At 61.5% G+C, this 21539-nt stretch carries 23 protein-coding genes; 19 read left to right on the forward strand and 4 right to left on the reverse strand.

Features of this window, described 5'->3' with window-relative positions:
- Positions 1–23 precede the first annotated feature (23 nt).
- Both FDP25_RS09870 and secA read right to left on the reverse strand, forming a co-directional pair.
- On the reverse strand, positions 24–1064 hold the full coding sequence (locus FDP25_RS09870; RefSeq protein WP_154151246.1) for a hypothetical protein: 1041 nt from the start codon (positions 1062–1064) through the stop codon (positions 24–26).
- A 107-nt stretch (positions 1065–1171) separates the two neighbouring features.
- Entirely contained in the window at positions 1172–3883 is a 2712-nt protein-coding gene (gene secA, locus FDP25_RS09875; RefSeq protein ID WP_154151248.1) for a preprotein translocase subunit SecA, read from the reverse strand.
- A gap of 192 nt (positions 3884–4075) precedes the next feature.
- Between secA and FDP25_RS09880 the strand changes: the two genes are divergently transcribed.
- The 5 genes from FDP25_RS09880 to FDP25_RS09900 all read left to right on the forward strand — a co-directional run bounded on the left by FDP25_RS09880 (position 4076) and on the right by FDP25_RS09900 (position 7669).
- The gene (locus FDP25_RS09880) at positions 4076–4933 is read left to right on the forward strand and encodes a peptidylprolyl isomerase (protein ID WP_154151250.1); all 858 of its coding nucleotides are present in this window, start codon (positions 4076–4078) and stop codon (positions 4931–4933) included.
- Between the two features lie 3 nt (positions 4934–4936).
- Positions 4937–6166: a bifunctional glutamate N-acetyltransferase/amino-acid acetyltransferase ArgJ gene (argJ, locus tag FDP25_RS09885; RefSeq protein ID WP_154151252.1), complete on the forward strand. Its 1230-nt coding sequence runs from the start codon at positions 4937–4939 to the stop codon at positions 6164–6166.
- Positions 6163–6561 (forward strand): 8-oxo-dGTP diphosphatase MutT, encoded by a 399-nt coding sequence (gene mutT, locus FDP25_RS09890; RefSeq protein ID WP_154151254.1) that lies wholly within the window; start codon positions 6163–6165, stop codon positions 6559–6561. The genes argJ and mutT overlap by 4 nt, the downstream gene beginning before the upstream one ends.
- Before the next feature lie 90 nt (positions 6562–6651).
- Positions 6652–7290, forward strand: a complete 639-nt coding sequence (locus tag FDP25_RS09895) for a DUF5671 domain-containing protein (protein WP_154151255.1) — start codon at positions 6652–6654, stop codon at positions 7288–7290.
- The gene (locus tag FDP25_RS09900) at positions 7280–7669 is read left to right on the forward strand and encodes a hypothetical protein (RefSeq protein WP_154151256.1); all 390 of its coding nucleotides are present in this window, start codon (positions 7280–7282) and stop codon (positions 7667–7669) included. Before FDP25_RS09895 ends, FDP25_RS09900 begins: the two co-directional genes overlap by 11 nt.
- Before the next feature lies 1 nt (position 7670).
- On the opposite strand, the gene FDP25_RS09905 is transcribed toward FDP25_RS09900, so the two are convergent.
- Positions 7671–8411, reverse strand: coding sequence for an N-formylglutamate amidohydrolase (locus FDP25_RS09905; protein ID WP_154151257.1), 741 nt, complete (start codon positions 8409–8411; stop codon positions 7671–7673).
- A gap of 202 nt (positions 8412–8613) precedes the next feature.
- On the opposite strand from FDP25_RS09905, the gene pyk reads away from it, so the two are divergent.
- The 9 genes from pyk to FDP25_RS09950 all read left to right on the forward strand — a co-directional run bounded on the left by pyk (position 8614) and on the right by FDP25_RS09950 (position 15114).
- Positions 8614–10059: a pyruvate kinase gene (pyk, locus tag FDP25_RS09910; protein ID WP_154151258.1), complete on the forward strand. Its 1446-nt coding sequence runs from the start codon at positions 8614–8616 to the stop codon at positions 10057–10059.
- A 41-nt stretch (positions 10060–10100) separates the two neighbouring features.
- Complete coding sequence (locus FDP25_RS09915) at positions 10101–10325, forward strand: hypothetical protein (RefSeq protein ID WP_154151259.1); 225 nt, start codon at positions 10101–10103, stop codon at positions 10323–10325.
- Between the two features lie 208 nt (positions 10326–10533).
- Positions 10534–11787 carry a DnaJ-like cysteine-rich domain-containing protein gene (locus FDP25_RS09920; RefSeq protein ID WP_154151260.1) on the forward strand — a complete coding sequence of 418 codons (1254 nt, stop codon included), beginning with the start codon at positions 10534–10536 and terminating at the stop codon, positions 11785–11787.
- Positions 11788–11910: 123 nt separating this feature from the next.
- Complete coding sequence (gene rpmI, locus FDP25_RS09925) at positions 11911–12111, forward strand: 50S ribosomal protein L35 (RefSeq protein ID WP_073036992.1); 201 nt, start codon at positions 11911–11913, stop codon at positions 12109–12111.
- Between the two features lie 19 nt (positions 12112–12130).
- The gene (gene rplT, locus FDP25_RS09930; protein ID WP_154151261.1) at positions 12131–12496 is read left to right on the forward strand and encodes a 50S ribosomal protein L20; all 366 of its coding nucleotides are present in this window, start codon (positions 12131–12133) and stop codon (positions 12494–12496) included.
- A gap of 199 nt (positions 12497–12695) precedes the next feature.
- Positions 12696–12857: a hypothetical protein gene (locus FDP25_RS09935; protein WP_154151262.1), complete on the forward strand. Its 162-nt coding sequence runs from the start codon at positions 12696–12698 to the stop codon at positions 12855–12857.
- Positions 12858–12892: 35 nt separating this feature from the next.
- Complete coding sequence (locus FDP25_RS09940; protein ID WP_154151263.1) at positions 12893–13777, forward strand: fatty acid desaturase family protein; 885 nt, start codon at positions 12893–12895, stop codon at positions 13775–13777.
- 67 nt (positions 13778–13844) lie between these two features.
- Entirely contained in the window at positions 13845–14918 is a 1074-nt protein-coding gene (pheS, locus tag FDP25_RS09945; protein WP_154151264.1) for a phenylalanine--tRNA ligase subunit alpha, read from the forward strand.
- A 40-nt stretch (positions 14919–14958) separates the two neighbouring features.
- A complete protein-coding gene (locus FDP25_RS09950; protein ID WP_154151266.1) occupies positions 14959–15114 on the forward strand; it encodes a hypothetical protein in 156 nt (51 codons plus the stop codon).
- A 215-nt stretch (positions 15115–15329) separates the two neighbouring features.
- Here FDP25_RS09950 and doeA read toward each other — a convergent pair whose 3' ends face one another.
- A complete protein-coding gene (gene doeA, locus FDP25_RS09955) occupies positions 15330–16514 on the reverse strand; it encodes an ectoine hydrolase DoeA (protein ID WP_154151268.1) in 1185 nt (394 codons plus the stop codon).
- 162 nt (positions 16515–16676) lie between these two features.
- On the opposite strand from doeA, the gene eutB reads away from it, so the two are divergent.
- The 5 genes from eutB (at position 16677) to FDP25_RS09980 (ending at position 21494) form a co-directional block, all read left to right on the forward strand.
- Entirely contained in the window at positions 16677–17678 is a 1002-nt protein-coding gene (gene eutB, locus FDP25_RS09960; RefSeq protein ID WP_154151270.1) for a hydroxyectoine utilization dehydratase EutB, read from the forward strand.
- Complete coding sequence (locus FDP25_RS09965; RefSeq protein WP_154151272.1) at positions 17668–18660, forward strand: cyclodeaminase; 993 nt, start codon at positions 17668–17670, stop codon at positions 18658–18660. Before eutB ends, FDP25_RS09965 begins: the two co-directional genes overlap by 11 nt.
- Positions 18657–19421 (forward strand): nitrilase-related carbon-nitrogen hydrolase, encoded by a 765-nt coding sequence (locus FDP25_RS09970; RefSeq protein ID WP_154151274.1) that lies wholly within the window; start codon positions 18657–18659, stop codon positions 19419–19421. Before FDP25_RS09965 ends, FDP25_RS09970 begins: the two co-directional genes overlap by 4 nt.
- 13 nt (positions 19422–19434) lie before the next feature.
- Positions 19435–19908: an Lrp/AsnC family transcriptional regulator gene (locus FDP25_RS09975; protein WP_154153375.1), complete on the forward strand. Its 474-nt coding sequence runs from the start codon at positions 19435–19437 to the stop codon at positions 19906–19908.
- A 110-nt stretch (positions 19909–20018) separates the two neighbouring features.
- Positions 20019–21494, forward strand: coding sequence for an NAD-dependent succinate-semialdehyde dehydrogenase (locus tag FDP25_RS09980; RefSeq protein ID WP_154151276.1), 1476 nt, complete (start codon positions 20019–20021; stop codon positions 21492–21494).
- Positions 21495–21539 lie beyond the last annotated feature (45 nt).

A 21539-nucleotide genomic window follows, 5' to 3' on the forward strand; every position in this document is an offset into this window, starting at 1 on the left:
GATAGGCCCCCGGTTTCTGCGGATCAGTTTTGCGCGATCTTCAGGTTATTGAACATGTTTTTCAACACCAGATAGTCACCAACCGCGTCACATTCGGGCATGGCAAGCACAAGGTCGCTGGCCTCGGGGGCCTCAGTGCCGGAAATCCGCAGGCTTTGTGCCTCGATGTCGCGGCCACAATTGGCGCGTGTTACCTCGGCCTCAAGGCTCAGGTCGATCTCGCCGTCCTGTTGGGCGGTCATGGTGGGGAAGGTATAGACCTCGGCCATGCGCGCGCTGTCCATGCCGGTCGGGCCAAGCCGGGTGATGAACCCGCCTTCGCCACGCGCGGCGGTGCCCATGTCGCGGGCCGCCCCGGCCCAGACGTGCCCGGTGTCGCCGTAATCTGCACCGTACTCAAGGGCGTGTACCTGTAGGCCCGATTGTCCCTGCCATTGCACGACATAGCGGTCGTAATACTCCACCGAGGAGACCACGGCATTGGCCACGGCCCCGTCACCATCGGGAAAGGCCGCGATGAATATGGCGTTTTCCGCAAGCGCCGGAACCGTCATATGGCTTGTGCCCGCATCATCCGTGACAGAGGTGAACATCAGCCCGTTATGGTGCAGCGTGAAACGCTCGTTCACCATGCAGGGGGCTTTCAGCTCAAGCTCTACCATGGCGGCTGCCGTCGGTGTTGCGGTCAGTTCGAAGTCACAGGAAAATTCCGGGGCGGGTTCTTCGCGCGGCAAGTCGCCGACCGGGGCCTCGGATGCCGCGGCATCGTCAAAGGCTGTCCGCGCCAAGGGCTGGTCCGGCAGCCTTTGGGGCTGTGGCGCGGCTTTCGGAGGGGTGACGCCGTCGGCGGCAGTCAATTGAATGTCCGAGATCTGAAACCTGCCGTCATTGGTCAAACCGGCCCCTTGGGTGGATGTGCCGGTGATGACCGAAGACTCGACCGGTTCGGGGGCAAGTCCCGGCTCGGGCTTGTTCTGTTGTGCATTCATTTGCATCAGAAATCCGATGCCAAGCGCGCAAAACAGGGTGCCGCCAGCGGTGATATAACGCGTTGCCTTGGACATGACATTCTCCTGAACCTGAAAAGGATCAGGGGGAAACATAGCCAAGGAAAAAGGCCGCCATGTGGCGGCCTTGCGGAGTCTTTAGGGCTGCACCAAGGGCCGAAACCCTAGGCCAAGCGTCCGTGACAATGCTTGAATTTTTTACCTGATCCACAGGGGCAGGCCTCGTTCCGGCCCGGGTTGCCCCATGTCGAGGGGTCGGTCTCGTCAAAGTTCTGCGCGGTGCCTTCCTGCCCGGGTTCGGCCACCTTGCTGCCCGGTTGGCGGGCCTTGGCGGCCTCCTCCATCTGGGCGCGCTGTTCCTCGATCTGGGCCAGCATGGCCTGCTGTTCTTCTTCGGTCATGGGCCGGATCTGCGACAGGCGTTGGGTCACGTCCTGCCGCAGGCTGTCCAGCATGGTTTCAAACAGTTGGAAGGCTTCGTTCTTGTATTCGTTCAGCGGATCGCGCTGTGCGTAGCCACGGAAGCCCACGACGCTGCGCAGGTGCTCCAGCGTCAGAAGGTGCTCGCGCCATTTCTGGTCGATGGCCTGCAAGAGGATCTGTTTTTCGATGGCGCGCATGTTCTCGGGGCCGAAGGCCGCGGCCTTCTGCGCCATCATGTCGTCGGCGGCATTCTCAAGGCGTTCGGCGATGTCATCGTCGTCCACGCCTTCCTCATCGGCCCAGTCCTTAACCGGCAGGTCCATGTTGAGCTGTTCCATGACCGCGGCATGAAGCCCCTCGGTATCCCACTGATCGGCATAGGTTTTCGGCGGCATGTATTCTTCGACCAGATCGTCGATCACCTCGCCGCGCATGTCCTGTACGATTTCCGACAGGTCCTCGGCCTTCATGATATCCAGACGCTGGTTGAAGATCACCTTGCGCTGTTCGTTCATCACGTCGTCGAACTTCAACAACTGCTTGCGGATGTCGAAGTTGCGCCCTTCCACCTTGGCCTGCGCGCGTTCCAGCGATTTGTTGACCCATGGGTGAACGATCGCCTCGCCTTCCTTCATGCCCAGCGTGGACAGCACCTTTTCAAGGCGCTCCGAGCCGAAGATGCGCATCAGGTCGTCATCCAGCGACAGGAAGAAGGCCGAGCGCCCCGGATCCCCCTGACGGCCCGACCGGCCGCGCAACTGGTTGTCGATCCGGCGGCTTTCGTGGCGTTCGGTGGCCAGCACGAACAGGCCCCCGGCCTCTTTCACCGCTTCCTCGTCCTTGGCGTGCTCGGCTTCGATCTTTTCGCGGATCGCTTCGGGGTCGCCCTCGGGGCTGGCCTCCAGCGCCTCCATGATCTTGAAATCGACATTGCCGCCCAGTTTGATGTCGGTGCCGCGCCCGGCCATGTTGGTGGCGATGGTCACCGCGCCCAGCTTCCCGGCATCGGCGACGATCTGCGCCTCCTGCTCGTGCTGGCGCGCGTTCAACACGTTGTGCTTGATCTTCGCCTGCGTCAAAAGCTGGCTCAGCACCTCGGATTTTTCGATCGAGGTGGTGCCGACAAGGATCGGCTGACCCTTCTCATGCGCCTCGCGGATCGACTCCACGATGGCGTTGAATTTCTCCTGCGCGGTGCGATACACCGCGTCGTCCTCGTCAAGTCGCGCGATGGGCTTGTTGGTGGGCACCTCGACCACGCCAAGGCCGTAGATTTCGGCGAATTCCTCGGCCTCGGTGGCGGCGGTGCCGGTCATCCCCGACAGCTTTTCATAAAGGCGGAAATAGTTCTGGAAGGTCACCTGCGCCAACGTGACGTTCTCGGGCTTGATCTCACAGCCTTCCTTGGCCTCGATGGCCTGATGCAGGCCCTCGGACAGGCGCCGCCCGGCCATCATCCGGCCGGTGAACTCGTCGATCAGCATCACCTCGCCGTCGCGCACGATGTAATCGCGATCCTTCAGGAACAGTTTATGCGCCCGAAGCCCCTGGTTGACGTGGTGCACGATGGTGGTGCTTTCGGGGTCGTAAAGCGATTGCCCCTCGTCCAGCAGACCCTTGGAATGCAGCAGTTCTTCCAGATACTCGTTGCCTTCATCGGTGAAGGTCACGCTCTTGGCTTTTTCGTCGATGGTGTAATGCTCGTCCGTCAGATCGGGAATCAGCGCATCAATCGCGACATACAGGTCGCTGCGGTCCTGCGCCGGGCCGGAAATGATCAGCGGCGTCCGCGCCTCGTCGATCAGGATGCTATCCACCTCGTCGACGATGGCAAAATGGTGCCCGCGCTGGCTCATTTCCTCAAGCGAGGATTTCATGTTGTCGCGCAGGTAATCGAAGCCAAGCTCGTTGTTGGTGGCATAGGTGATGTCGGCGGCATAGGCCTGTTGTTTTTCATCGTCGGGCTGCTGCGGATAGACCACCCCGGTGCTCAGGCCCAGGGCACCGTAAACCTTGCTCATCCACTCGGCGTCGCGGCGGGCGAGGTAATCGTTGACCGTCACGATATGCACGCCCTTGCCGGTCAGCGCGTTGAGGTAGGCGGGGAAGGTGGCAACAAGGGTTTTGCCCTCGCCGGTCTTCATCTCGGAAATATTGCCTTGGTGCAGGAAGATACCGCCCATCAACTGTACGTCGAAGGCCCGCAGGCCCAGTGTGCGGCGTGCCCCTTCGCGACAGTTGGCAAAGGCCTCGGGCAGGATGGCATCAAGGCTTTCGCCGTTTTCGATCCGGGCTTTGAATTCCGCCGTTTTCTCGATCAGCCCGTCGTCGCTCAGGGATTCGTACTCGGGTTCCAGTGCGTTGATCTTGGCGACCAGAGGGCGTGTCGCCTTGATCTTGCGGTCATTCGCGGTGCCGAAGATCTTCTTGGCGACGGTTCCAATACCCAACATGTGCTATCCGTTCCGGTCTTTTGCTTTTTCGTGAAAGGCAATTGCTTGCCCCGTCTGGCCCGCCACCCTAGAACAGGCATGGAATGGCGGCTTTGCCTTGGCTTTCAAGGCGATGTAAGGGGCCGCTGAATAAGTGTCAACGTCACGCAAGGCCGCGTGCCGGGCAGCCTCGAACGCAAGGAAAGGTCTTTCATGCTTATCCGTCCGTCTTTTTTCTCCGCCGCCGCACTCGCCCTGGGGCTTGCCACCGCCGCCCCCGCCACGGCACAGGATGCGCCCGACCCCGAAACCGTGGTGGCCACGGTGGATGGCACCGACATCACGCTGGGCCACATGATCGCCCTGCGCTCCAGCCTGCCACAGCAATACAACCAACTGCCCCCCGAGGTGCTGTTCAACGGCATTCTTGAGCAACTGGTACAGCAAACCCTGCTGATGCAGGATTTCGAAGGCGAGCTTTCCCGCCAGGCCGAGCTGTTGATCGAAAACGAACGCCGCGCCGTGATCGCCGGTGAGGTCATCACCGATGTGATGGGCGGCGATCTGGATGCCGAGGCCGTGCAGGCCGCCTATGACGAAAAATACGGCAGCGCCGAGGAAGAAACCGAATACAGGGCCGCGCATATCCTCGTCGAGACCGAGGAGGAGGCAAAGGCCCTGATCGAAGAACTGGAAGGCGGGGCCGATTTCACCGCGCTGGCACAGGAAAAATCCGTCGGCCCGTCGGGCGCCAACGGCGGCGATCTGGGCTGGTTCGGTGAGGGCACCATGGTGGAATCCTTCTTCAACGCCGTGACCGAGCTTGAGGTCGGCGCCCTGTCCGCGCCCGTGCAAACGCAATTCGGCTGGCATGTGATCAAGCTCAACGAAACCCGGATCAAGGAACAGCCCAGCCTTGATGAGGTGCGCGCCCAACTGGAAGAGGAACTGCGTCAGGCCGCCTTCGAAGAGCATGTCAAAACCCTTGAAGCCGGGGCCGAGATTGAGCGCGCCGATACTTCGGGCATCGACCCCACGGCCATCAACGACATGACCCTGCTGGAGGACTGATCCATGGGTGCCACGCCGCCGCGTTCCCCCTTGGCCCCTGCGGCCTTTCCCGCATTGCCCGAGGTGGGCGGGCTCAGTCTTGCCACCATCGAAGCCGGCGTTCGTTACGAAGGCCGGACCGATGTGATGCTGGCGCGGCTGGCCCCCGGAAGCGTGGTTGCCGGGGCCTTTACCCGCTCGGCCACGCGCTCGGCCAACGTGCTGGATTGTCAGGCCAAGATCGGCACACACTCCGACGAGGGGGCGGCGATCATCGTCAATTCCGGCAACTCAAACGCCTTCACCGGCAAGGCCGGGGATGGCTCGGTTTCCGCGATTTGCGAGGCGGTGGCGAAAGCCACCGGCCTGCCCGCTTCGCGCGTTTTCACCTCGGCCACCGGGGTCATCGGCGAACGCCTGCCGCATGACCGGATCACCGGCAAGGTCAAGGATCTGACTGCGGCCCTCGGCTCCGCCTCGCTCGAAGATGCCGCCACCGCCATCATGACGACCGATACCTTCCCCAAGGGCGCGGGCACCACGATTCACATTGACGGGCAACCCGTGCATATCGCGGGCATCGCCAAGGGTTCGGGCATGATCGCGCCGGATATGGCGACGATGCTGGTCTATATCTTCACCGATGCCGCGATTGATCAGCCGACCTTGCAAACCATGGTTTCGGCCCTCAACGACAAGACCTTCAACTGCATCACCGTCGATAGCGACACCTCCACTTCCGACACGCTTCTGGTGGGGGCCACCGGGGCCTCGGGCATCCGCGTGACCGACACCAGCGTCGGCTTCATGGAGGGGCTGCGCAGCGTGATGTTGGACCTTGCCCATCAGGTCGTGCGCGACGGCGAGGGGGCCACGAAATTCGTCGAGGTTTCGGTTACTGGCGCGGCCAGCGATGCCGATGCCCGCACCCATGCGCTTGCCATCGCCAATTCGCCCCTCGTCAAAACCGCCATCGCGGGGGAAGACCCCAACTGGGGCCGGGTGGTCATGGCCGTCGGCAAATCCGGCGCCAAGGCCGACCGCGACACCCTGTCGATCTGGTTCGGCGACACGCTGGTCGCCAAGGATGGTTGGGTCAGCCCCGACTACAGCGAGGAAAAGGCCGCCGCCTACATGAAGAACTCCGAACTGGTGCTGCATGTGGACCTTGGCCTTGGCGGCGGCACCGCCCATGTCTGGACCTGCGATCTGACCCACGGGTATATCGAGATCAACGCGGATTACCGTTCATGAAGACCGTTCTTGTCTCGGCCGTGGCCCTGATCGATGTCGATGGCCGTATCCTTCTGACCCAACGCCCCGAAGGCAAATCCATGGCGGGCCTGTGGGAGTTTCCGGGCGGCAAGGTGGAACCCGGCGAAACCCCTGAACACGCCCTGATCCGTGAGTTGCAGGAGGAGTTGGGCATCGACACTTGGGAAAGCTGCCTCGCGCCGCTGACCTTCGCCAGCCATTCTTACGAAGACTTCCACCTGCTTATGCCGCTCTATGCCTGCCGCAAGTGGGAGGGCTTCCCGCAAGGCCGCGAGGGGCAAACCCTGAAATGGGCGCGGGTGAACGAGCTGCGCGACTATCCCATGCCGCCCGCCGACATCCCCCTTATCCCGATCCTGCGCGACTGGCTCTGACACAGCGGAAACCCTGACTTGACCGCTGTCATGGCGCACGGTTCACTTTTCATGTGAACTGTCACGGCCAGATGGCCGGAAAGGGGACCCATGAAGAACTCCGATCAGATCGCCGCCTTCGTGCACGAGGCGCTGAACGCGGGCCGCTCGCGCACCGAGATTCAACAAGCCCTGCATCAGGCCGGTTGGACCAACAGCGAAATCGACACCGGCCTCAAGGCATGGGACGATACCGCTTTCTTGCCGCCCGTCCCGCTTCCGCGCCCCTTTGTTTCGGCGCGCGAGTCCTTTCTGTATGGCCTGATCTTCATCGCGCTGGGCATGACCGCATGGCATCTGGTGATGCTGGGGATCAACCTGATCGACTATGCCTGGCCCGACCCGGATGGAACGGGCGGCAGATTCTATCGACTGTCCTCGATACGCTGGTCCATGGCGACGCTGATCGTCTTTTTCCCGCTTTTCGCATGGCTCAACCGCCGGGCGGAACGTGCGACCATGGCCGACATGGGGCTGCGTCGTTCGGTTGTACGCAAATGGGTGGGCTATATCGTCCTGTTCCTTGCCGCGCTGTCGCTTCTGGGCACCCTCGTTTTCGTGCTTTTCACCTTTCTGGATGGCGAGGCAACGCTTCAATTCCTTGCCAAGTCCGCCGTGGTGGCGGCGGTGTCGGGGGTGATCTTTCTCTATTACCGGGCGCAACTGGCGGAGGACGGCGATGGCGAATAAGGCGCTTCCCCAATTCCTGCTCTGTGCCGGTGTCGCGGCGGCTTTGGCTGCCGGGTTCTGGCTCATTGGTGGGCCTGAAATCGCGCGCATGGAAAACCGCGACCAAAGGCGCATGGCAGATTTACACGCCCTTCAGGGCCATGTGACCTGCCTTGCCAGAACCACGGGCAAGGCCCTGCCGCAGGGGCTGGACGAGACCCGGGATTGCCCGGCGCCGCAACTGACGGACCGGCTTACCGATGAACCCTATCGCTATGCGCGCCTGTCTGAGAGCGCCTACGAGGTCTGCGCCGCGTTCGAGTTGCCGGAGCGGCTGCATCCCTCGCCGCGGTTCGATGCCGAAACGGGCTGCTTGCACGGCACCTACACCCCGGATTGACCTACACCCCGGCGACTGCCGCCGCCTCTTCCAGAAGCGGGGCCAGACGTTCGGCCCAAGCCGCCTGATCCGCCTCGGCCTCGATCAGGTCATTGCGCAACTCGATCAATACATTGGGCCGCTGATAGGCAATCGCGTGGCGGGCGATGGCATCGCCCGGCAGGTGCCCGCCATAGGGCTGGTTTTCCCCGATGCACAGGTCATGTTCCTGATGCAGACGGTTGATCAACGGGCGGCTCAGCCGCTCGTCGGCGGCATAAAGCACCCCCACGTGCCACGGGCGGGGCGGGCGCCCCTGAAGTTGCGGCGTGAAACTGTGGATCGAGACAATCACGGTATCGTCACGCCGCGCGGCCAGTTCGGCCAGGGCCGTGTGATAGGGCCGGTAACAACGATTGAGGCGCAATTCCTGCTCCTCGTTCCCCGCGTGCCGATTGGCCGGGATAATCGTCCCGTCATAGAGCTTCATCAAAAGCGTCGGGTCATCTTCGCCCCGGTTCGGATCTATCACGAGGCGCGAGAAATTCGACTCGATCACCGGTGCATCCAGCGCCGCACCCAATCCCCGCGCCAGCCCCGCCGCGCCGACGTCATAGGCGATATGCCGGGTCATATCCGCCTCGGCCAGCCCAAGGCTTCCGCCGCCCACGAAGGGCGGCACGGTATTGGCCGCATGGTCGCAAGTGATAAGCCAACGCGCGGGGCGATCCGCCCCTTCGATGAAAAACGGGATGTACGTCATGCGCCTGTCATGTCCTTTGCGCACGGTCTATGACAGTTGCACACGGAAGTGAAATGGGTAATAACCGAACCATGAACCTGTTAGCGCTAACTGAAGCTTTGACCAAAGCCAATTTAAACCGGCGACCCATTGACAGAAGCGCCCCGGCGCGGGACACCCAAGCCAACAACAAGATGACCCAAGATCACAAGGACACCCCCGCATGAGACGCCACCGCAACGTCAAGATCGTGGCCACGCTTGGCCCTTCCTCCTCGGATTACGATACGATCCGCGCGCTGCACGAGGCCGGGGCAGATGTCTTTCGCCTGAACATGAGCCACGGCATCCACGACGAGATCGCCGAGAAACACCGCATCATCCGGCAGGTCGAAGAAGAACTGCAAAGCCCGATCGCCATCCTCGCCGACCTGCAAGGCCCCAAGCTGCGCGTCGGCACCTTCGCCAATGGCGAAGAGGAACTGGAGGACGGCGCGCCCTTCCTCCTTGATCTGGACGAGACCGAGGGCGACGCCACCCGCGTCTGCCTGCCCCACCCGGAAATTTTCGCGGCCCTCGAAGTGGGTGCGACCCTGCTGGTCAATGATGGCAAGATCCGCCTGCGCGTCACCGACTGCGGCAAGGATTTCGCCCAGACCGAGGTTGTCATCGGCGGCACCATTTCCAACCGCAAGGGCGTCAATGTCCCCGACGTGGTGCTGCCGCTGGCCGCCCTGTCGGAAAAGGACCGCAAGGATCTTGAGTTCGTTTGCGAGCTTGGCGTCGATTGGCTCGCGCTCAGTTTTGTACAACGCGCCGAGGACGTGACCGAGGCCCGCGACCTGGCCAAGGGCCGCGCCGCGATCCTGTCGAAGATTGAAAAACCCGCCGCGGTGGACCGCTTCGATGCCATTCTCGAAGCCTCCGACGGCATCATGGTGGCGCGCGGTGATCTGGGCGTGGAATTGCCGGTTCAGAACGTGCCGCCCATTCAAAAGCGCCTCGTGCGCAAATGCCGCTCGATGGCCAAGCCGGTGATCGTCGCCACCCAGATGCTGGAATCGATGATTGAATCGCCCATGCCCACCCGCGCCGAGGTCTCGGATGTGGCCACCGCCATCTACGAAGGCTCCGACGCGATCATGCTGTCGGCGGAATCGGCGGCGGGCGATTACCCGGTCGAGGCCGTGACCACCATGGATAACGTCGCCCGCGAGGTCGAGGATGACCCGACCTACCGCGAAGTCATCGAAGCCTCGCGCCGGGCCGAGCGTACAACCGTGGCCGACGGCATCGTCGCCGCCGCCCGCGAGATCGCGGAAACCACCGACATCAAGGCGATCTGCTGTTTCACCCAGTCGGGCACGACCGCCCTGCTGACCGCCCGCGAACGGCCCCGCGTGCCGATCATTGCCATGACCAACATGCGCGGGACCGCGCGGCGGCTGGCCCTGACCTGGGGGGTGAACTGCGTGATGACGGGCGAGCTTGAGCGCTTCAAACAGGCGGTACTCAGCGCCGCGCGCGCCGCCCGCGAACAAGGCTATGCCGAACCGCTGGATCAGATCGTGGTGACCGCCGGTGTCCCCTTCAACGTGCCGGGCACCACCAACATCCTGCGCGTGGCGCCCTGTCAGGAAAGTTTGATTTACTCGACGGAACCGGGCTAAGATTCGTTCCCATAAATGCAACTCTTTGCAGGAGCGTCACCATGGACCCCGACCTTGCCTTTGTCATTGGCCTTGTTCTGGGGGTCTTTGCCATTCTGTCGCTCGTGTCCGCCATCACCGACGCCCGCGCGCCGCGGGTTGCTGCCTTTACGATCGTGGCAAGTGGCGCGCTCCTTGTCTGGGCCATTGCGAACAAGCCGGGCGGCTACAGTATCAACGACATTCCCGATACCTTCCTGCGCGTGGTGGCAAAATACCTAGCCTGAAGGCGGCAGGCTTGTGCCGTGGCTGCTTTGCCAATCGGGGTGCAAGGCTTATCACCCCATTTAGAGGTCTGAGAGCAGGATAGAATTACGGGTCAAAGGGTGGTGGGCTTGATCCGAATTCGGCTGCCTGTTTCTGGACGACTGTATTTTTTGTGCCTTTTTTGGCATACTTGACGCCTTGATGAGGATTGAAAAAGAAGGCGCCCCCATGTCCCGTGCACGCCCGGACCCCAAGGCCGATATGCCAAACCTCAATCAACCTGATGTCGTCGGTGTTCTGCACCGTATGGCGAAGAGCTTTGAAGATTGCACGCTTGATGCGCCACGACCCTATGATCAGGACGTCAGGATTTCCGGCACCATCACCCTTGATGCTGACCTGAAAATCGACCGGCTGGAGGCACAACCCGCCACCGGCGAACGCTTTTCCCTTTTCAAGCCGAAGGCCCTGAAATCCGCGTTGAAAGCCGCTCGGTCCCGGGTGCAGTCTCAGCCCAAGCAGGTCGTCGAAGACATGGCGCCCGAGTGGCTGGATCACCCGGTTCTGTCGGCAAAGGCGTCGCAGGCGTCCCCGGTGCTGGCCTACAAGAAGAAGATCGAAAAGGTCGTGGACCGGGTCGAGACCTCGACCTGTGGCAGTTGCAAGGGCAAGGGCTCTCGCGTGGTGACGCGAAACGAACCGACCAGCACGCCCTGTCACGCCTGCGGTGGATCGGGCGGGCGCATGGTCACGACCTATGTCAACAGCCCCGGCACCACGGCGCATGGTACACCGACGTCGGAATACCGAATGTGCGGTCATTGCGGAGGAAGTGGCAAATGGAGCGGGCCATCCCGGACCGTGACGGAAACCGTCACCTGCAACACGTGCTCGGGAAAAGGGGAGATCAGCAAAACCTACTATAAAAAGCAGACCGTCTTTCTGGCCTACCAGGTCGAGACCAAGGCCAAGCTGGTCTGCACCCCGCGCATGTCCAGGCAACTGTCAGCCTTGGCCAAACGCACGGGGCAAGACCTTCCCTTTGACGTGATGCTCAAGGCGTCACCTGATGCCAAACTTGATCTACGCACAGGCAACCGCAAGCTCAGCCTGAAATGGACGGCCACCGTTCCCTTCTGTACACATTCGGTTGCCTATAGGGGCAAGGAGGCCGGGAAAATCGTGACCCTGCCGGAAAACGGTCAGCAGATCGCGATTGCGGATGACTACGTGTTCGATCGTGGCCTCAAGTCGCTGATGCCCACGATCAAAAGCTTGAACCGCGAGACGATTGTCGCCGCAAGACAGGAAAATTTCCTGTTGGACAAGCTGGCCGATTTCGGCGGACAGGGGCATAAAGCACTGGACTGGAGTTCGCTTGCTTGGTCCGTCAGCCCCAAGGTGACGGCCAAGGCCTTGAAAGCGGCCGGTCGTGCGACGAAACGCGGCACGGGGCTTCTGGGCCGGCTGGGCTTGGGCTAGGCTCCGATTTTCACTTGCCATCAGAACGGCGCGGGCGTATATGGCCCCCCTGTCCGCGGGACCGGCCTAAGTGGCATGCCGAGTCGCGCATAACGACCGACCCGAACTAAGAAGGAGCCGGAAATGCCCAAGATGAAGACGAAGTCGAGCTGCAAAAAGCGGTTCAAGGTCACGGCCAATGGCAAGATCAAAACCGGCCAAGCCGGTAAGCGCCACGGCATGATCAAGCGTACCAACAAGTTCATCCGCGATGCCCGTGGTACCACGGTAATGTCCGAGGCAGACGCCAAGATCGTCCGCCCGATGATGCCCTATTCCCGCTAAGGCCAAGGAGAACTGACATATGGCACGCGTTAAAGGTGGGACAGTAACCCACGCCCGTCACAAGAAAGTCACCAAGGCCGCAAAAGGCTACTATGGCCGTCGCAAGAACACCTTCAAGGTGGCGCGTCAGGCCGTCGACAAGGCCAACCAATACGCCACGCGCGACCGCAAGAACCGCAAGCGTAATTTCCGCGCGCTGTGGATCCAGCGGATCAACGCCGCCGTGCGCGCCCACGACGAAGCGCTGACATACTCGCGCTTCATCAACGGCCTGAACCTGGCCGGCATCGAAGTGGACCGTAAGGTTCTGGCCGATCTCGCCGTGCGAGAACCGGCCGCTTTCGGAGCCATCGTCGATCAGGCAAAAAGCGCCCTGGCCCAATAAGCCAGTCGCACGAGGGACTTGGAAAGCGCCGTCGGGATCATCCCGGCGGCGTTTTTCGTTTCTCGGGATCGTGGCGGAAATGTGGCTGCCCTCGCGCCACAAATCATGGTTTCGCCCAATTAGTTTCCGAATCGTTTGGCACAAACAGCACATGGCCCAAAGGCCAAGTGACCCAGATGCCGAGCGTAAGGAACGCACCATGCCTTTTGATACGAACCACGCGCAGCCCTCTTTTCTGAGTGAGAAAGCCCGCCGCCTTCTCGAAGCGCACGACCGTGAAGTCGGGCGCAACCAAGCAGAAAAGGCCACGAAAACCGAATTCGCGCGCCCCGAACAAAGCCCCTATTCAGAAGTGGCGTGACAGGGCCGTGCGTGGCGGCCTAAACTTCCGCCACCATGGATCACAAAGCCCTCATCGCCACCCTCCCTAAAGATGAATTGGCAAGGCTGAACGCACTGTCGGATGCCCCCGGCCTGCGTCACCTCGCGGGCCATTCTGCGTTGATCGCCGGGTTCGGCCTTTGGATCGCGCAAGGATGGCCGCTCTGGCAACTGGCGCTCGTGGGGCAGGGCATCGCGATATGCTTTCTGTTTACCCTCGAACACGAGGCGACCCATAAAACCCCATTTGCTACGGCGTGGCTCAATGAATGGGTGGGTCGTCTCGCGGGTTTCTTGATCCTCAACCCCTTCGAGTGGTTCCGCTACTTCCACCTCGCCCACCACCGCCACACCAACATCCCGGACAAAGACCCCGAGCTTCTCACGGGGGCCAAACCCGCGACATGGCCCGCTTACCTAACCCATGTCAGCGGCCTGCCCTATTGGTGGGGCATGGCCCGCCAAACCGTGACCAACGCGCTGGGCCGTGACCCCGGCGATTATGTGCCCGAGCGTGCGCACACCCGTATCCGCAAAGAGGCTCGTATCATGCTGATAGGCTACGCCCTTTGCATTCTGAGTTTGTTCATGTCCCCGCTGCTCTTCTGGGTCTGGTGGCTCCCCTGCCTTCTGGGCCAACCTGTCCTGCGCCTCTACCTTCTGGCCGAACATGGCCGCTGCGCCTTTGTCGCCAATATGCTGGAAAACACCCGCACCACCTTCACCAACCGTCTGGTGCGCTTTCTGGCGTGGAACATGCCCTACCACGTCGAACACCACAGCCTGCCACAGGTGCCCTTTCACCAGCTTCCCGCGCTGCATGACCACATGAAGGGCCACCACCGCGTCACCGCCGATGGCTATGCCCGCTTCACCGCGGACTATGCCCGCAACCTCTAAGCCCAAGCACCTTGTCTCACGCGCTGCAAAGGTATAGCAGGACGCCCAAGACCAAAGGGACAGGCTCATGGACGACCTCAGAGACAAATACATTGCCGCCATCGCGGGTGCGGGCGATGAATCCACCCTCGAAGACCTGCGCGTGCAGGCCGTCGGCAAAAAGGGCGAGATCAGCCTGAAAATGCGCGAACTGGGCAAGATGACCCCCGAGGAACGGCAGGTCATGGGGCCCAAGCTCAACGCCCTCAAGGATGAGATCAACAGCGCGCTGGCTGCCAAGAAACAGGCGCTCTCCGACGCCGCCCTCGATGAACGCCTGCGCGCCGAATGGCTGGACGTCACGCTGCCCGCCCGCTCCCGCCGCATGGGCACGATCCACCCCGTCTCCCAAGTCACCGAGGAGGTCACCGCGATCTTCGCCGACATGGGCTTTGCCGTGGCCGAAGGCCCGCAGGTGGAAAGCGACTGGCACAATTTCGACGCGCTCAACATCCCCGGCCACCACCCCGCGCGGGCCGAGATGGACACCTTCTACATGCACCGCGCCGACGGGGACGATCGCCCGCCGCATGTCCTGCGGACCCATACCTCGCCGGTGCAAATCCGTTCGATGGAATTGCAGGGCGCGCCGCTGCGGGTGATCTGCCCGGGCCGCGTTTATCGCGCCGATTACGACCAGACCCACACGCCGATGTTCCATCAGGTCGAGGGGCTGGCGATTGATAAAGACATCTCCATGGCCAACCTCAAATGGGTGCTGGAGGAGTTCTGTCGCGCGTTCTTCGAGGTCGACGGGGTCGAACTGCGCTTCCGCGCCTCGCACTTCCCCTTCACCGAACCCTCGGCCGAGGTCGACATTCGCTGCTCATGGGCCGATGGCACCCTGAAAATCGGCGAAGGCGACGACTGGCTCGAAATCCTCGGCTCCGGCATGGTGCACCCCAAGGTGCTGATGGCGGGCAACATCGACCCGGCGGCATGGCAGGGCTTTGCCTTCGGAATGGGCATCGACCGGATCGCCATGTTGAAATACGGCATCCCCGACCTGCGCGCCTTCTTCGATTCCGACCTCCGCTGGCTGCGCCACTACGGCTTTGCCTCGCTGGACCAGCCGACGTTGCATGGCGGGTTGAGCCGCTAAAGAAACCATCTTCCCAAGACGGTTTTCCACAAATCGTAGGGTGCGCATTCATTGCGCACCACTGTACAACGAACATCTGGCGCGGAACCAAGGGCCGCAGGCCCGTTGCCCGCCGGTCTTCGCGCTCTACATCGCGCTGTCGCTCTCGGGGGCCTTTGCGGCGGGGCTGTTGTTCCAGTTCTGGCAAATGGTCTGAACGGTCCTCCTTCGCGTCCTGTTTGCGCCAGTTCGCCACAAAGAGGTTTCTAGGGCCTTAAGCCAACGTCCGCAGGGTGGGCAGGTTGTGCGCGCCGCTCCCAAAGGCACCGACTTTCGTACGACTCGTACGACAGCCCAAAAGAAACCCCCGATTTTCGTACGAAATCGGGGGTCTTTGCGTACGACTCGTACGAAATGCGAGGGTTAACGAAATCAGTCCTTCACGAACATTTTTCGCGGCCTGTCACAGAAAGTTTCCGCCGGGCCGTCCTCTTTGATCAGGATGGATTCTGTGATCTCAAGGCCCCAATCCGACATCCAAAGCCCTGGCATGAAATGGAAAGTCATGCCCGGCTCCAGCACGGTTTCATCCTCGGCCCGCAGGCTGATGGTGCGCTCGCCCCAGTCCGGCGGATAGCTCAACCCGATGGGATAGCCACAGCGCGCGCCGCGCTCGATGCCAGCCTTTTCAAGGGGTTGCGCCAAGGCGTTGGCGATGTCGCAGGCCCGGTTACCGGCCCGTGCGGCCTCTAAACCCAGCTCTAACCCTTCGACAAGTGCGCTTTCCGCATCCAGAATGAATTGCGGGGGTTTGCCAAGGAAGAGGGTCCGGCAGAAGGGGGCATGGTAGCGGCGGTAACAGCCTGAAATTTCAAAGAAAGTTGCCTCGCCCTCGGCGAAATCCCGGCCATCCCACGTCAGGTGCGGGGCGGCGGCATCCGAGCCCGAGGGCAGCAGCGGCACGATCGCGGGGTAATCACCCCATGCGCCATCGACGCCCCGAACGCCATCACGGAAAATCTCGGCCACCACCTCGTTCTTCGGCACCCCCACTTCAACCCGCTCCAACAAGCCGTCGATCATCTTTTCGCTGATCGCCGCAGCCTTGCGGATGAAGGTAAGTTCCTCGTCCGATTTTACCGCGCGTTGCCAGTTCACAAGCGCGGTTGCATCGACGAAAGTGGCGTTCGGCAGTTCGGCCTTCAGAACCTCATAAGCCTTTGCCGAGAAATAATAATTATCCATTTCAATGCCGATGCGTTTGGCCTCGGCCCCCATGCCGCGCAGACGTTCGGCAAGGTCCTGCATCGGGTGGCGTTCGGTGGATTGGACGTAGTTATCGGCATATCCCATGACCCGGTCATCGGTCATCCAGACGGTGCGCACACCGCCGTTGGCGTCTTGGTTCCGGCCCCACCAGATCGGGTCGGCATCCGGCAACACGATAACGCCCTGATGGACGTAAAAGGACCAGCCGTCATAGCCGGTCAGCCAGTTCTGATTCGACGGGTCGGTGACGAAAAGCACGTCCACGCCCTTGGCTTCCATGGCCTTGCGCGTCTTGTCCAGCCGCCGCTCAAACTCACCTTGCGAAAAAGGAAGGTCCTTTTGAATCATATCACGTCCTCACTGTCGGGTTTCGTCCATACTGTGCGCCATGTCTTTGATTGCCCCAAGGAAAACGGCACTTCGTGTCGTTTTTGGCAATTTTCCTGGCGTGCGCTTGACGCTACCCTGCACCGGCGCAAAGCTGCGGGATAAATCAACAGGGAGAAAACAATGCAGCCAACTCTGGCCGATATATACGCCGCGGCCCGGGTCATCCGTGGCGTGGCCGATGCCACGCCCCTTGTGCCCTCCCCGTATATGACCCGGCAGTCAGGCTCCGAGTTTCTTTTGAAACTGGAGAACATGCAACCCATCGGGGCGTTCAAGCTGCGCGGGGCCTATAACGCGGTCGCAGGGGTTCAGGACGCCAAGGGCGTGACCTGTTGCTCCACCGGAAATCACGGGCGCGGCGTTGCCTTTGCCGCCCGCGAACGGGGTATGCGTGCTGTGATCTGCATGTCGGAACTGGTGCCGCAAGCCAAGGTGGACGGGATCAAGGCGCTTGGCGCCGAGGTGGCCATCAAGGGGCGCAGTCAGGATGACGCTTTGGCCGAGTCTCACCGTCTGGTGGCCGAAGAAGGGTTGGTTGAGATTTCACCTTTCGATGATCCGCTGGTGATTGCCGGACAGGGGACCATCGGATTGGAAATACTCCAGTCGCGACCGGATGTTACCACGCTGTTGGTGCCGCTTTCGGGCGGTGGGCTGGCCGCCGGTGTCGCGCGGGCCGCCAAGTCGATCAATCCGGGAATCCGGGTTGTGGGGATCACGATGGATCGGGGCGCTGCGATGTATGAAAGCATCAAGGCGGGGTATCCCGTCGAGGTGCCCGAGGTGGCCAGCCTTGCGGATTCCCTGGGGGGTGGTATCGGCATGGAGAATAAGCTCAGCTTCCCGATGTGTCGCGACTTGTTGGACGAGATTGTCCTTGTGACCGAGGCCGAGATTTATCACGCGATGCAGGTGCTGTATTACGAGGATCGTATCGTTGCCGAGGGTGCCTGTGTCGTCGGTCTTGCCGCGGTTCTGAACGGCAAGGTCACGCTGGATGGACCCACGGCGACGATCGTCACGGGCCGCAATCTGGATATGCCGACGTTTACGCGCATCATGACCGGGCAGGATGTGCAGCTGGGCGATGTGACAGTGAAAGGACAGACCTATGCCGCATGACATCCGTATCGTGACCGAGGCCGATTTGCGCTCCGCCGTCGGGTTGGACATCGAAACCGTGGACGTGGTTGAACAGGCCTTTACCGCGCTTGCCGGGGGCGAGGTCGTGATGCCGCCGATCCTGTCCATGGACCTGCCAGCCGCCAATGGCGAGGTTGATGTGAAAACCGCCTATATCCCGGGGTTCAAAGGGTTCGCCATCAAGGTCAGCCCCGGGTTCTTTGATAATCCCAAGCTGGGCCTTCCGTCGTTGAACGGGTTGATGATCCTGTTCTCGGCGAAGACGGGGCTGGTGCAGGCGTTGTTCCTCGACAATGGCTATCTCACCGACATTCGCACCGCCGCCGCCGGGGCCGTGGCGGCCCGCCACCTTGCCCCGCACACCGTGGAAACGGCGGGCGTCATCGGCACCGGGGTGCAGGCCCGTTTGCAGATGCAGGCGGCGCATCTGGTGCGGCCCTTCAAGCGGTTGCTGGTCTGGGGGCGCGATGCGGCCAAGGCGCAAACCTGCGCCGAGGATATGGCCGCGCTATTGGGGATAGAGGCGCAGGCCGTCTCGGACCCTTCCGAATTGGTTGCGCAAAGCCAGTTGGTCGTCACGACGACCCCGGCACGAGATCCTGTCCTGAAGGCCGAATGGCTGCATCCGGGACTGCACATTACAGCGATGGGTTCGGACCAGGAAGGCAAGAACGAGATTGATCCCAAGGCCCTGATGCAAGCCGATCTGTACGTGGCCGATCGCGTGAGCCAGACTGAGAAACTGGGTGAGTTGCGCAGCGCGCAGGAGGCCGGTTTGTGGGATCGCGGCATTCCCGCCGAGTTGGGACAGGTCATCACAGGTCAGGCCCCGGGGCGGCGCAGCGATGACGACATCACCATTGCCGACCTCACCGGCACGGGCGCGCAGGACACGGCGATTGCCAGCCATGTCTACCAGATGCTCAAGGACAGCCCCGCCGGGACGGTGATCACAGCATGAAGCTTGGGGTGTATCAATGCAAGGCAGCGGGCCTTACAGCGGAAGAGCGCCTGGCCAGATTGGAAAGGCACATTGCGGGGCAGGGGCTTGATCTGGTTCTGTGCCCCGAATTGTTTCCGACAGGGTACAATCCGGCATTGGATTATCACGCCTTAGCAGAGTCGCCCGACGGCCCCTTCGCGGAATCCATGGCCGGTCTTGCCCGCAAGCACGATACGACCATTGCCTATGGGTATCCCGAGCGGGCGGGGGACAGCCTCTATAATTCCGCGGCCCTTCTGGATGCATCCGGCACCCTGCTGGCCAATCATCGCAAGCGCCTGCCTTCACCACAGAGTTTCGAGGTGACGACCTTTGCCAAGGGCCCTTCGGTGACATTCGCCGATTTGGGCGATCTGCGCGTGGCGATTATTATCTGCTATGAGGTAGAGTTCCCCGAAAGCCTGCGGCAGGCCGCACAAGGTGGCGCGCATCTGGTGTTGGTGCCTACGGCCTTGGGCGCGGATTGGGGTGTTGTGGCCGAGAAAATGGTGCCGACCCGTGCCTTGGAGAACGGGGTTTGGCTGGCCTATGCCGATCATGCGGGTGAGGATGGCGGATTGGCCTTCTATGGCGGTTCGCGTATCGTGGCACCGGATGGGCAGGATGTGGCCGTTGTTGGCCCGGGCCGTGAGGGGCTGGTGAGCGTCGAGATGGACCTGACGCGTGTAGTCGCTGCGCAGGCACGTCTGCCCTATCTGAAGAATTGCGTGGAACTGTGACGGACAAGGTATGCTGAAACTCGATGATCGTGACCTTGCCATCTTGCGGGTCCTGTCCACCGAAGGCCGTATCACCAAGGCGCAACTGGCCGAACGTGTCGGTCTGTCGGCCAGCCCCTGCTGGGAGCGCCTGCGCAAGTTGGAGCAGGCCGGGATCATCGAAGGTTATAACGCGCGGCTGAACCTGAAAAAGCTGGGGCCGCATGTGACCGTTTTCGTCGCGGCGGAACTGGCTGACCACACGCCGGCCAGCTTTCGCAGCTTCGAGGAGAGCGTCCAGCACTTTGACGAGGTCACCGCCTGTTGGGCGCTGGGGGGCGGGTTCGACTACCTGATGCAGATCGTGACCACGGATATCGACAGTTATCAACGCCTGATCGACGAGATGCTGGAGGCCCGGATCGGGTTGGCGCGGTACTTTACCTATATCGTGACCAAGCCGGTCAAGGCGCCCTCGATGCCGCCGATTGCAACACTGTTCGAATGAATCATCTCTGAGTCACGTCATGTGCAGAAGATTATTCTTTTAGCTGGGTAAAGTTCAGCCCCAATTGTTGCCCCGTCACAGATATTTCTTCCGTAAAAGGAGGAACCCGAATGTCTGATTCCGCAATTTGGACGCGTAATGGTGTTACTGATACGCGCCTTGTGCGCAATTTTTCCTATGTGAACGGCAAATGGACGGCCGGTGATGACAATGCCACCATCACCGTGACGAACCCCGCAGATGGCACAACCCTTGGTGACGTGGCCAGCCTGTCCGCCACTCAGGCAAAGGCGGCGGTGGATGCCGCCCAGAAGGCGTTTCCGGATTGGTCCATGACCCTGCCACAGGATCGTTCCGCCATCCTGCGCCGTTGGTTCGACCTGATGCTGGAGCACAAGGAAGATCTGGCGCGGATCATGGTTCTGGAACAGGGCAAGCCCCTGTCGGAAGCGCGTGGCGAGATCGACTATGCCGCCAGTTTCGTTGAATATTACGCAGAAGAGGCCAAGCGCCCTAATATCGAAGGTGTCACCAGCCATCTGCCCGATGCCGAGGTCGAGCTTTGGCTGGAACCCGTAGGCGTCGCGGCCCTGATCACGCCCTGGAACTTCCCGGCGGCGATGCTGACCCGCAAGGCGGCGGCGGCGATGGCGGCGGGCTGTACCATCGTGGCGCATCCCTCGGGGGAAACGCCTTATTCAGCGCTGGCCCTTGCCGAACTGGCCGAGCGTGCCGGGATTCCCGAAGGTGTGTTCAATATCTTGACCGGCAAGGCGTCCACCATCGTCGAGCCATGGACACAGGATAAGCGCGTGCGCGCCCTGTCGTTCACCGGCTCCACGGAAATCGGCCGCCTGTTGTACCGGCAATCTGCCGACACGGTGAAGCGACTGGTCATGGAACTGGGGGGCCACGCGCCGGTAATCGTCTTCAAGGGCAGCGATATGGATACCGCGATCGAGGAGACCATGGGCGCGAAATGGGCGACGACCGGGCAGGACTGCCTTGGGGCCAACCGCATCTATGTGGAGCGTGCCATTTACGATGAGTTCTGCAAGCGGTTCACTGAATCCACCAAGGCGCTGACTCTTGGCAAGGGCATGGATGACCCCGATCTTGGCCCGTTGATGAACGAAAAAGCCGTGCAGAAGCAGGAAGAACATGTCGCCGATGCTCTGGCAAAAGGTGCGAAACTGGCTTGTGGCGGTCAGCGTGACGATCTCGGCCCCTTGTTCTATCAGCCGACGGTTATGACCGATGTGCCCGAGGATGCAGCGATCATGCACGAAGAGACCTTTGGCCCGGTGGCGGCGATTACGCCCTTTGACACCGAAGAGGAGGTTGTGCGCCGCGCCAATGACACCGAATACGGCCTTGTTGCCTATCTGCACAGCCACGACCCGCGCCGCATCTATCGCGTGACCCGCGCGTTGCAGTTCGGCATGGTCGCGGTGAACCGTACCAAGGTCACCGGTGCGCCAATTCCCTTTGGCGGGGTCAAGCAATCCGGTCTGGGCCGCGAAGGGGCCCGCAAGGGCATGGAAGAGTTCATGGAGATCAAATACGTCTGCCGCGATTGGGCGTGAGCGGGCGAAATCTTGCAAAGATTTCGGTCCGGAATTTTAAAAAAT

It is taken from the genome of Roseovarius bejariae, from assembly GCF_009669325.1.
GTDB lineage: Bacteria > Pseudomonadota > Alphaproteobacteria > Rhodobacterales > Rhodobacteraceae > Roseovarius > Roseovarius bejariae.